Annotated in this window: 11 protein-coding genes; 4 read left to right on the forward strand and 7 right to left on the reverse strand. The window is 71.6% G+C overall.

What is annotated here, in order from left to right; genetic code table 11:
• Positions 1 to 107: 107 nt before the first annotated feature.
• The 7 genes from AB0J58_RS42595 to AB0J58_RS42625 all read right to left on the reverse strand — a co-directional run bounded on the left by AB0J58_RS42595 (position 108) and on the right by AB0J58_RS42625 (position 6,655).
• Positions 108 to 722: a hypothetical protein gene (locus AB0J58_RS42595; RefSeq protein WP_364227088.1), complete on the reverse strand. Its 615-nt coding sequence runs from the start codon at positions 720 to 722 to the stop codon at positions 108 to 110.
• Positions 723 to 1,065: 343 nt separating this feature from the next.
• On the reverse strand, positions 1,066 to 1,710 hold the full coding sequence (locus AB0J58_RS42600) for a response regulator transcription factor (protein ID WP_364227090.1): 645 nt from the start codon (positions 1,708 to 1,710) through the stop codon (positions 1,066 to 1,068).
• Positions 1,701 to 2,849 (reverse strand): histidine kinase, encoded by a 1,149-nt coding sequence (locus AB0J58_RS42605; protein WP_364227093.1) that lies wholly within the window; start codon positions 2,847 to 2,849, stop codon positions 1,701 to 1,703. The genes AB0J58_RS42600 and AB0J58_RS42605 overlap by 10 nt, the downstream gene beginning before the upstream one ends.
• Positions 2,850 to 2,859: 10 nt before the next feature.
• Complete coding sequence (locus tag AB0J58_RS42610; protein ID WP_364227095.1) at positions 2,860 to 3,657, reverse strand: ABC transporter permease; 798 nt, start codon at positions 3,655 to 3,657, stop codon at positions 2,860 to 2,862.
• A 2-nt stretch (positions 3,658 to 3,659) separates the two neighbouring features.
• Positions 3,660 to 4,574 (reverse strand): ATP-binding cassette domain-containing protein, encoded by a 915-nt coding sequence (locus AB0J58_RS42615; RefSeq protein ID WP_364227097.1) that lies wholly within the window; start codon positions 4,572 to 4,574, stop codon positions 3,660 to 3,662.
• Positions 4,575 to 4,865: 291 nt separating this feature from the next.
• On the reverse strand, positions 4,866 to 5,771 hold the full coding sequence (locus AB0J58_RS42620; protein ID WP_364227099.1) for an SDR family oxidoreductase: 906 nt from the start codon (positions 5,769 to 5,771) through the stop codon (positions 4,866 to 4,868).
• A gap of 44 nt (positions 5,772 to 5,815) precedes the next feature.
• Positions 5,816 to 6,655, reverse strand: a complete 840-nt coding sequence (locus tag AB0J58_RS42625; protein ID WP_364227102.1) for an SDR family oxidoreductase — start codon at positions 6,653 to 6,655, stop codon at positions 5,816 to 5,818.
• A 172-nt stretch (positions 6,656 to 6,827) separates the two neighbouring features.
• Here AB0J58_RS42625 and AB0J58_RS42630 point away from each other — a divergent pair, with 172 nt between their 5' ends.
• From AB0J58_RS42630 to AB0J58_RS42645, 4 genes are all read left to right on the forward strand, one after another.
• Positions 6,828 to 7,622 carry an enoyl-CoA hydratase family protein gene (locus AB0J58_RS42630; RefSeq protein WP_364227104.1) on the forward strand — a complete coding sequence of 265 codons (795 nt, stop codon included), beginning with the start codon at positions 6,828 to 6,830 and terminating at the stop codon, positions 7,620 to 7,622.
• An 82-nt stretch (positions 7,623 to 7,704) separates the two neighbouring features.
• Entirely contained in the window at positions 7,705 to 8,550 is an 846-nt protein-coding gene (locus AB0J58_RS42635) for a CoA-transferase (protein WP_364149420.1), read from the forward strand.
• A complete protein-coding gene (locus AB0J58_RS42640) occupies positions 8,547 to 9,311 on the forward strand; it encodes a CoA-transferase (protein WP_364227106.1) in 765 nt (254 codons plus the stop codon). The genes AB0J58_RS42635 and AB0J58_RS42640 overlap by 4 nt, the downstream gene beginning before the upstream one ends.
• A 166-nt stretch (positions 9,312 to 9,477) precedes the next feature.
• Positions 9,478 to 10,605: a nitronate monooxygenase gene (locus AB0J58_RS42645; RefSeq protein ID WP_364227108.1), complete on the forward strand. Its 1,128-nt coding sequence runs from the start codon at positions 9,478 to 9,480 to the stop codon at positions 10,603 to 10,605.
• Positions 10,606 to 10,752: the final 147 nt, after the last annotated feature.

The following is a 10,752-nucleotide window of genomic DNA, read 5'->3' on the forward strand; positions in this document are numbered from 1 at the left end:
GAAGGATTACGAAGTGGCCGTCTCTTGTCACATGGATCTCACCCGTGCCAGCACCAGGGCTTGATCACCCGCACACCATCTCCCAGGACGTGAACAACGCCGGTGGGTTAGGGCAGGACCGCGCACAGAGCGGTTAGGTGCACCGTGACGGGATAGCTGTTGGGATTAGTGGCCCGATAGCCCCAGGTGTTGTCCAGCTCGCCGTTCGTCGTTGACAAGCCCATGTAACCCACCAGCATGGAGTCTTCGAGGTACCAATGATCGGCGCGCCCGTAGGCGTACCCTCCGCTGATGGGCTTCTTGCCCGCAGGGCAGGCCACTGAGGCGCTTCCCTGTCTGAGAGCGGGGATCGTGACCTGGTTCTCGACCACCTCCACTCCGGAGATGCCCGCCTCGCCCTTCGGCCCGGCCGGTCCCGCCGGGCCCGATGGTCCGGCAACTCCTTGCGGCCCGGCCGTGTTCCAGGAGATCTCCTTCTCCCCGTCCAGACACCCCTGCTGGCCGGGGGTGGGGCTACCGGTGGGAAGCGCGGCGAGCGACTGCGGAAGCGTCGAAGTGGGGGCGGGGGTTGAGCTCTGCGGGATCCGCACCGTGCCGTTACGGTTCACGCATGCGGTGATCACTTCGCTTTCGGCCACTTCGGCGGCGACCGCCACCCCGGCCCCTCCAATGATCAGGCCGAACAGCGTGCCGATCACCACACCGCGTTTACTTCCGCTCATCACTCAGTCTCCTTGCCAGGCGCCGGCCCTCCGCCACCGCTCTGAAACCAAGATCCTAAGAAAGTGCCTTGGAGTTTTCTTGGTGTAGATCGTCATGTGCTGCTGTGAGCTGCGTTCATGCAACCGCGACGCGGCGGGTTTCAAGCCACCTCAAGGCCCTCCACTCGGGTCGGCGCCACCAGGGGAGCTGCGCCCAGGTCCTGGGTCCTGGAGCTATGGCGACGATGGAGGGCTCAGGGAACTGTGGGGTTGTTCCTTGGGAGACGCGTGTCTCTCCGACACGGCGCGGGGCCGATGCCGTAAGGACCGGCGAGACATGGGAAACGCTCGACCGGCCGAGCCTTCAATCGTCGAGGTAGCGCAGGATGGCCAGCACCCTGCGGCTGTAGCCGGGGTCGCGGGGTAGGTCGAGCTTGTCCATGATGGCGTTGATGTGCTTTTCGACGGTGCTGAGCGACACGTGCAGGCGTTCGGCGATCGCCGCGTTGACGTAGCCCTGTGCGAGGTGTCGCAGCACCTCCGCCTCGCGCCGGCTCAGCCTGCTCAACGGGTCGGCGTGGGTGGTGCGGGCGAGCAGCTGGCGGACCACCTCCGGGTCGAAGACCGTGCCGCCGGCGCGTATCCGCTCCAGCGAGTCCAGGAAGTCGGCGACCTCCGAGACCCGGTCCTTGAGCAGGTAGCCCAGCCCTTCGGTGTTCCCCGCCAGAAGCGTGGCCGCGTACGTCTTCTCCACGTACTGGGACAGCACGAGGACCCCGACGTCCGGCCGGTGCTCGCGGATCTCCAGTGCCGCCCGCAGCCCCTCGTCGGTGTGCGTGGGGGGCATGCGCACGTCGATCACGGCCACGTCGGGCGGCTGATGCCGGATGGCGTCGAGTAGCGCCCGCGCGTCACCGACGGCGGCGAGGATCTCGTGCCCGGCGTCGGTGAGCAGCCGGATCAGGCCCTCGCGGAGCAGCACGGAGTCGTCGGCCAGGATCAGTCGCACGGTGTGCCCTTCGGCAGCGTTGCGACGATCTTGGTGGGGCCGCCTTCCGGGCTGTCGACGGTGAACACCCCGTCGAGCGCCAGGACCCGCCTGGCCAGCCCGGAGAGCCCTCCCCCCGAGGGGTCCGCGCCGCCCCTGCCGTCGTCCGAGATCGCCACGCTCACCGTCCGCTCGTCCTCTGTCAGCATGACCAGGATGTCACGGGCTCCCGCGTGCTTGATCGCGTTGGTGATCGCCTCGCGGGCGGTGAAGTACAGGGCGGTCTCGACCTCGGAGACGGGTCGGTCGGCCAGCCCGTAGTGCACGGTCACCGGCATGCTCGACCGCTCGGCGATGCCCGCGAGCGCGGCGCGCAGGCCCAGTTCGTCGAGTGCGGTCGGATAGATCCGCCAGGCCACGCTGCGTAGCTCGTCGAGGAGCCGGCGCGACTCGGTGTAGGCCTGGCCCACCAGCTCGGCGGTCCTGGCCTGGTCGGGGCTGTGCCGGGCACGGCCGAGCAGCATGGCCAGCGCCACCCCCCGCTGCTGCACGCCGTCGTGCAGGTCGCGCTCGATCCTGCGCCGTTCGTCGTCGACGGCCCGGATGATGCCCGCGCGGGTCGCGGTCAGTTCGGCGATGCGCCTGCGCATCAGTTCCTGCCTGCCCGGTCCGAGGAAGTGGTCGGCCAGCCGCCGTTCGGCCGCTCCCACGGCGAGGACCCCGACCGTCACCAGGGCCAGCAGTGCCCCCGCGCCGGTCAGCCCGAGGATCCCGCCGGTGGTGACCAGCTTCACGCCGGGCAGGTTCACCGGCACCGCCTCGGACTCGCCCCAGAGCAGATCCCACAGCCCTCCGAACAGGAGCAGGCCGCCAAGGAACAGACCCGCCGCGCAGCCGTACCCGCCCAGCACGCCCAGCGCGGCGCGGGCGGCGAGAAAGCCGTAGCCGCCGGCCGCCCGCGTCGTGTCGTGGCCCAGCCACCTGGCCAGCCGGGCCCGTTCGAGTGCCGTCAGCCGGGCCAGGCCCCGGTCGGCGGCGGGCCGCGTGGCCGCGACCAGGGAGGCCGGCCAGGCCAGGCAGAGGAAGGCCAGCTCGACGACCCCGAGTACCATGCCCGCGAGTACCCCCACCAGGGTGCGCGCGGCGCGGTTGCCTGACACGGCCCGAAGTCTAGGCGTCACGCCGGCGCAGCACGACATGGCCGGCCGCCACCGCCGCCACCGTCCATGCCAGCAGCCAGAGGAGACCTTCTCCCGCCCCGTAGGGCATCGGGCCGCCGGTCAGGTTGTCGGTGCTGCCCATGAAGGCCAGGCCGGCGAAGAGCGGCATGCGCAGGGACACCTCCACCGCCGCCGAAACGCCCGTCATCAGCAGCATTAGCGGCAGGCCCATCAGCAGCATGAACACCACGGTCAGGGTGCCCGCCGCGCTGCGCACCGCGGTGCCCACGCCGAGCGTCATCACCGACACCAGGGCGAAGAAGACACCGACCCGCAGCAGGTCGAGCGCGACCTCGGCGGGCGGCAGCGCCACATAGCCGCCGAACAGGTCGGCGGACAGCACCGTGTAGACGACCCCGGTGGCCACGGCCCCGGACAGCACTCCGGCGGCGAACATCACCGGCCCCACCACCAGCGCCTTCGCGGCGATCACCCGGCCGCGGATCGGCGTGGCCTGCAGCGTGCTCCGGATGCCGCCCGACGCGTATTCCGAGGTGATCACCAGCATCGCCAGCGCGACCAGCGCGAACTGGGCGAACGAGGTCGCCGAGATGACCGGCTCGCTGGCCGGAAAGCCGGTTCCGCCGATCCTGTCACGGAGCATGTCCGTGGCCGTCGCCCCGCCCAGCGTCAGCGCGCTCATCACCATGAGCACCACCGCGCCGGCCAGGCACCACCAGGTGGAGCGGACCGACCACAGCTTCGCCCACTCCGCGCCGACCGCCTGACCCAGTTCCCTGGTCCGCATGTTCACCCTCCCGACTCTCGTGCGCCGTACTCCACGCTGCTCGCGGTCAGCTCCTGATATGCCTGCTCCAGCGAGGCCTCGCGGGTACGCAGCTCGTGCAGCCGGATGCCCGCCTCGTACGCCAGGTCGCCGACGCGTTCGATCGTGGCGCCGGTGGCGGCGAGCTCGTTCTCGCCGAGCCGTTCCACCGTGATCCCGGCGCCGCTCAGTCGTACGGACAGGTCGGCCGCGTGCGGGGTGCGGACGACCACGGCGGTCAGGGAGTCGCGCCCGATGACCTCCGCCAGCGGCGCGTCCATGATGAGCCGCCCCCTGCCGATCACCACCAGGTGGTCGGCGGTGAGCTGCATCTCGCTCATCAGGTGGCTGGAGACGAACACCGTGCGGCCTTCCTCGGCCAGCGAGCGCATCAGGTGGCGCACCCAGCGCACGCCGTCGAGGTCCAGGCCGTTGACCGGTTCGTCGAACATCAGCACCTCCGGATCGCCCAGCAACGCGCCCGCGATACCGAGCCGCTGGCTCATGCCCAGCGACAGCCCACCGGCCCGCTTACCCACCGCGTCCGCCATCCCGACCTGCTCAAGGACCTCCGCCACCCGGCTGCGCGCGATGCCGTTGCTGCGCGCCAGCGCCATCAGATGCGCGTACCCGCTGCGCCCGGGATGCAGTGCCCGTGCGTCCAGCATCGCGCCCACCGTCCGCAGCGGGTTCCTGATCTCGCGGTACGGCACACCGCCGATCAGCGCCGTGCCCGCGGTGGGGTGGTCGAGCCCGAGGACCAGGCGCATCGTCGTCGACTTGCCCGCCCCGTTCGGCCCGAGGAAGCCCGTGACGGTGCCGGGCCTCACGTCCAGCGACAGGTCGTCGACGACCATCCGGTCGCCGTAGCGTTTGCACAAACCTTGGAGACTGATCACGTCGGCCAACGCTAGGCAACCGACTACCGCCGCCACCATGGCGGCGAACCGCCGATTTCAGTGGCGGGAAACCGTAAAGACCGGTATCGATGCCGCTGTTTCGACGGGATCCCCAGGCTCGCACGCCGGCGCATCGTCTATCGCGAACTTCCCGCTCCCCGTCCAGGTGTACTTCCGGTGATTCAGGTGCCGGCCGTCGGCCCACGCGCTCAGATGGACGTCTACGAGCGCGCGGCACTCCGCCTCGGGCTGCTCGGTCCGGAGGAGATGAGTTGAGTGCTCGCCCGGTGGCTACGCCCCGTAGACCGGCTCGGGGTCGGCGGCCTCGGTGAGGAGTTCGGCGACCGCGTCGCCGATGTCGCCGGGGTTCCAGCGGGCGCCCCGGTCGACGCGGGGGCCGTGTCGCCAGCCGTCGGCGAGGGAGACGACGCCGCCCTCCACCTCGAAGACGCGGCCGGTGACATGGCCGGAGGCGGCCGAGCCGAGCCAGGTCACCAGGGGGGCGATGTTGGCCGGGTCCATGGCGTCGAAGCCGTCCTCGGGTCTGGCCATCATGGTGGCGAAGACCTCCTCGGTCATCCGGGTGCGGGCGGCCGGGGCGATCGCGTTCACCGTGACGCCGTAGCGGCCGAGTTCGGCGGCGGCGACCTGGGTGAGCGCGACGATGCCGGCCTTGGCCGCGGAGTAGTTGCCCTGGGCGACGCTGCCGAGCAGTCCCGCGCCGGAGGAGGTGTTGATCACTCGGGCGTCCACGGGTTCGCCCGCCTTCGACAGCTCCCGCCAGTGCGCGCCCGCGTGCCGGAGCGGCAGGAAGTGGCCCTTGAGGTGGACCCGGATCACGTCGTCCCACTCCTGCTCGGTCATCGAGACCAGCATCCGGTCGCGGACGAAACCGGCGTTGTTCACCAGGACGTCCAGTCGCCCGAAGGCGCTCAGCGCCGTCTTGACCAGCCGGTCCGCGCCGTCCCAGTCGGTGACGTCGTCGCTGTTGGCGATGGCCCGGCCGCCCAGGGCGCGGATCTCCTCGACCACCCGCAGGGCCGGGTCGCCGGAGCGCCCGTCGCCTTCGCGGCCGGTGCCGAGGTCGTTGACCACGACCCTGGCCCCCTGCCGGGCGAACTCCAGGGCGTGCTCCCTGCCGATGCCGCGCCCGGCACCGGTCACGATCACCACGCGCCCGTCACAGATCCCGCCCATGCCAGGGCTCCTTTCATCGTGATCATGCAGAGTTTCCCGGCTGTTCACCCGTCGTGTCCAGACGCGATCCGGCGCCAGGCGGGGATCTCCCCGCCGCCGTGCACGAGGATCTCCGCGCCGGTCACGTAGCCGGGGACCGCCAGCCACAGGCACACCCCGGCCACGTCCGAGGGAAGGGCCATCCGGCCCGCGGGAACGGCGGCGCCCATCCGCGCGACCCCGTCGGGGCCGCCGTAGTGGTCCGCCGAGTCCTCCGTCTCGGCGAGGCCGACGACCACCGTGTTGACCCGCACCCGCGGCGCCCACTCGGCGGCGAGGCAGGCGGCCAGGTGGTGCAGGCCCGCCTTGGCCGCACCGTACGCGGAGGTGCCCGGGGAGGGGCGGGTACCGCTGGAGCTGCCGATCATCACGACCGAGCCGCCGGAGGCGGCAAGCAGCGGGTGGGCGCGCTGCGCGACCAGCAGCGGGGCGATCAGGTTGAGTTCCACGACGCGGGCGTGCAGCCGGGGGGAGGTTCCGGCCAGGAGCGCCTGCGGTGAGCCTCCGGCGTTGTTGACCACCGTGTCGAGCCTCCCGTACCGCTCCTCGACCTCGGTGACCAGCCGGTCCACGTCCGCCACATCGCGCACGTCGGCCGCGACGAACGCGAGTCCATCGGGCAGGGTCTCCGGCTTCCTGCGGGCGCACACGACCACCTCCGCCCCGGCGGCCAGGAACGCGTCGGCGATGCCCGCGCCGAGCCCCCTGGTGCCACCGGTCACCAGCACGACCGATCCGGTGTGGTCATAGCGGACCCGGCCAGGTGCTCCGTCACTTCCACGAGCCTCGGCGTCCACCTCGCCAGGGGAACCCGTCGCGCCGTCCACATCGCCCTCAGCGTTCACGGCGCTCGCCTCCGCACCCTCGTTCTCGAAGCGGTCACCCGGGTGACCGGCCGCCGTCACAGGTGGACCGCCCTCGGAAGGACGCCCGGCGGCAGCCGCCGGGCGCACTCCTGTGTCCGGCCGTCGCGTGCTACCGTACCAAGCAAGCGTTAGGTGCGAACAGTGAGGCGCGATGAGAATCACCCTGCACGGCGGCGGAGCGGTCGCCGAGGTCGTAGTGGACGTGCCGCCGGTCAACGCGTTACCCGTCTCCGGCTGGTTCGAGCTGGCCGAGGCCGTCCAGGAGGCCGGGCACGCGCCCGAGACCCGCGTCGTGGTGCTGCGCGCCGAGGGACGAGGGTTCAACGCCGGGGTGGACGTCAAGGAGATGCAGGCCACCGCCGGGCACGCCGCGCTGGTCGGCGCCAACCGGGGGTGCTTCGCGGCGTTCGCGGCGGTCTACGAGTGCGAGGTCCCGGTGATCGCCGCCGTGCACGGCTTCTGCCTCGGTGGCGGGGTCGGGCTGGCGGGCAACGCCGACATCGTGGTGGCCTCCGACGACGCCTACTTCGGCCTGCCCGAGGTGGACCGGGGCGCGCTCGGCGCGGCCACCCACCTGGCCAGGCTGGTCCCCCAGCATCTGATGCGGGCCATGGTCTACACGTGCCGCACCGTCACCGCCGCCGAACTGCACGCCTTCGGCTCGGTGCTGGAGGTCGTGCCCCGCGACCGGCTGCGCGAGACCGCCTTCGAGGTCGCCGCCCAGATCGCCGGAAAGGACCCCTACGTCATCCGGCGGGCCAAGGAGTCGCTGAACGGCATCGACCCGGTCGATGTCAGGCGCAGCTACCGGTTCGAGCAGGGGTTCACCTTCGAGCTCAACCTGATGGGCTCCGGCGACCGGCACCGCGACGCGTTCATCGCGAGGAACGACGGCTCGGCGGACTCCCCGGCCTCCACCACGGGCGAGGAGGTCGGCGGTCGGTGAGCGGAGAGCACGGCAGGTGGCCGGGAGACGGAACGATCCGCGGAGCGAGCGAAGGGGTGGTGGACGACCGGTGAGCAAAGTGATGTCGGTCGAGGAGGTCGTCGGGTCGTTGCGCAGCGGCATGACGATCGGGATCGGCGGCTGGGGGTCGCGTCGCAAGCCGATGGCACTGGTCCGGGCGATCTGCCGGTCCTCCCTGGAGGACCTGACGGTCGTCTCGTACGGCGGGGCCGACGTCGGCCTGCTGTGCGCGTACGGCAAGGTCGCCCGGGTGGTCGCCCCGTTCGTGTCGCTCGACTCGATCCCCCTCGAACCGCACTTCCGGACCGCCAGGCAGACCGGGACCGTGGAGTTCACCGAGTACGACGAGAGCATGTTCATGTTCGGCCTGCTCGCGGCGGCGCACCGGCTGCCGTTCCTGCCGACCCGCGCCGGGCTCGGCTCGGATGTGATGCGGGTCAACCCCGAACTGCGGACCGTGCGGTCGCCCTATGCCGGAGGCGAGGAGCTGGTCGCCGTCCCCGCGCTGACCCTGGACGTCGCGCTCGTCCACCTCAACCGGGCCGACTCCCGCGGCAACGCCCAGTATCTCGGCCCCGACCCCTACTTCGACGACCTCTACGCCAAGGCGGCCGAGCGCTGCTACGTCTCCTGCGAGCGCGTGGTGGACACCGCCGACCTGCTCAAGGAGGGGCCGGTCCAGTCGCTGCTGATCAGCCGGTCCATGGTGACCGGTGTGGTGGAGACCCCCGGCGGCGCCCACTTCACCACCTGCGAGCCCGACTACGGCCGCGACGAGGCGTTCCAGAAGGCGTACGCGAGCGCCGCCACCGGCCCCGAGACGTGGCGGGCCTTCACCGGCCGCTACCTGTCCGGGGACGAGGCCGCCTACCAGGAAGCCGTACGCCGGTTCCGGGAGGAGTCATGACCTTGACCGTCGCCACGCGGGCCGAGGTGTGCGTCGTCGCCTGTGCCGAGGCGTTCAGGGGGAACGGGGAGATCCTGGCCGCGGGCATCGGCGGCGCGATCACCGTGCTGGCCGCCCGGCTGGCCCGGCTCACCTTCGAACCCGACCTCGTCACGCACGACGGGGTGTGCCTGCTGACCGGTGACGTACCGGCCCTGGGCGAGAGCCCGGAGGTCGTCGAGGGATGGCTGCCGTTCAGGGACCACCTGTGGCTGGTGCTCAACGGCAGGCGGCACGTCATGCTGGGGGCCAGTCAGATCGACCGGTACGGCAACAGCAACATCTCCTGCATCGGCGACTGGTCCCGGCCCAGGTCCCAGCTCCTGGGCGTGCGCGGGGTGCCGGGCAACACCGTGTGCTGCCCGACCAGCTACTGGATCCCCCGCCACTCGACCCGGGTGTTCGTACCGCGGGTGGACATGGTCAGCGGCGTCGGCCACGACCGCGCGGCCGAGGCGGGGCCGAGCGCCCACCGCCACCACGACCTGCGCCGGGTGGTCACCGACCTGGCGGTGCTGGACTTCCAGAGCCCCGACCACTCGATGCGCCTGGCCTCGGTCCACCCGGGCGTCACCGTGGACGAGGTCGTGGCGGCGACCGGCTTCCCGCTGGTCGTCACCGGCGACGTCCCCGAGACCCGGCAGCCGACCGGCGAGGAACTCCGCGTCCTGCGCGAGGTCCTCGACCCAGGCTCACTCCGCGACCGCGAGATCCGCACCTGACCGCCTCCCGTCTCCGGAACCGGGGATTCCGTCCCTCACAGGCCCTGCCGGTCGATTCGTTCTCGATCTTCGTGACCTGGGGTCCCGCATCGGATGGCGAGACCGCCGGAGTCCTCACCGGCCGGGCTTCCCGCCTCACCGCCAGCCGCCCGTCAGGAGAACTCCCATGACCTCGTACTCCGGCCCCGTCCCAGACCCACAGGGACCCGAGAACGGCACGTCCGCACCGGAGGAGGAGCCGCCGAGGCTGGTGACGCGGCTCACCGAGATGGTCGGCTGCCGCCACCCCGTCGTACAGACCGGCATGGGCTACGTGGCCGGGGCCCGGCTGGCCGCCGCCACCTCCGCCGCCGGAGGTCTGGGCGTCATCGCGGCGGCCACCATGCCCATCGAGCAGATGACCGCCGCGATCCGGTCGGTCAAGGAGCGCACCGACGCGCCCTTCGGGGTGAACATCCGCTCCGACGCCGACGACGCCCGCGAGCGGATCGACGTCATGATCCGCGAAGGCGTACGGGTCGCGTCGTTCGCGCTGGCCCCCAAGCGCGAGCTGATCGCCCGGCTGAAGGACGCCGGGGTGCTGACGATCCCCTCGGTCGGCGCGCGCCGGCACGCCGAGAAGGTCGCCGCCTGGGGCGTGGACGCGGTGATCGTGCAGGGCGGTGAGGGCGGCGGGCACACCGGGGCCGTCCCCACCACCGTGCTGCTCCCCCAGGTCGTGGACGCGGTGGACATCCCGGTGATCGCGGCGGGCGGGTTCTGCGACGGGCGCGGGCTGGTCGCCGCCCTGTCGTACGGCGCCTGCGGGGTCGCGATGGGCACCCGTTTCCTGCTGACCTCGGACTCCACGGTCGGCGACGAGGTGAAGAAGGTCTACCTCGGCACCGCCGAGACGGTGGTCACCACGCGGGTGGACGGCGTTCCGCACCGCGTGCTGCGCACCCCGTTCGTCGACTCGCTGGAACGCTCGCGCCTGCGACTGCTCCGCGCGGTGGCCAACGGGGCCAGGTTCAAGCGGCTGTCCGGCATGTCGTGGGCGGCGATGATCCGCGAGGGCCACCGGATGCGGCACGGCCGGGACCTGACCTGGGCCCAGGTGCTCCAGGCGGCCAACACCCCGATGCTGCTGCGGGCCGCCATGGTGGACGGGCGCGCGGACCTCGGTGTCATGGCCTCCGGGCAGGTCGTCGGGCTGATCGACGACCTGCCGTCCTGCGCGGAGCTGATCGGCCGGATCATGTCGGAGGCGCACGCCGTGCTGGACCGGCTGGACCGGCTGGGCCGGACGCCTTGATCCTGACGGCCTCGGCTCGGCGTGCCTCCGCGGGGGTGGGCCCCCGGGTCAGTTCACCAGAACCTCCCGAGGATGCCCCGGCCTTCAGGCCGGGAAGGAATCGGGAGCGGGAGGGCCGCCAAGGTCCAAGCGTGAGTCATTTCGATC

The organism is Streptosporangium sp. NPDC049644 (genome assembly GCF_040675205.1).
GTDB classification, from domain to species: Bacteria; Actinomycetota; Actinomycetes; order Streptosporangiales; family Streptosporangiaceae; genus Streptosporangium; species Streptosporangium fukuiense.

What these genes read in the sequence shown, in the direction of transcription:
- AB0J58_RS42645 (WP_364227108.1), top strand. Translation starts at nt 9,478, where the DNA reads ATGACCTCGTACTCCGGCCCCGTCCCAGACCCACAGGGACCCGAGAAC.
- AB0J58_RS42620 (WP_364227099.1), bottom strand. Translation starts at nt 5,771, where the DNA reads ATGGGCGGGATCTGTGACGGGCGCGTGGTGATCGTGACCGGTGCCGGG.
- AB0J58_RS42640 (WP_364227106.1), top strand. Translation starts at nt 8,547, where the DNA reads ATGACCTTGACCGTCGCCACGCGGGCCGAGGTGTGCGTCGTCGCCTGT.
- AB0J58_RS42635 (WP_364149420.1), top strand. Translation starts at nt 7,705, where the DNA reads ATGTCGGTCGAGGAGGTCGTCGGGTCGTTGCGCAGCGGCATGACGATC.
- AB0J58_RS42610 (WP_364227095.1), bottom strand. Translation starts at nt 3,657, where the DNA reads ATGCGGACCAGGGAACTGGGTCAGGCGGTCGGCGCGGAGTGGGCGAAG.
- AB0J58_RS42630 (WP_364227104.1), top strand. Translation starts at nt 6,828, where the DNA reads ATGAGAATCACCCTGCACGGCGGCGGAGCGGTCGCCGAGGTCGTAGTG.
- AB0J58_RS42595 (WP_364227088.1), bottom strand. Translation starts at nt 722, where the DNA reads ATGAGCGGAAGTAAACGCGGTGTGGTGATCGGCACGCTGTTCGGCCTG.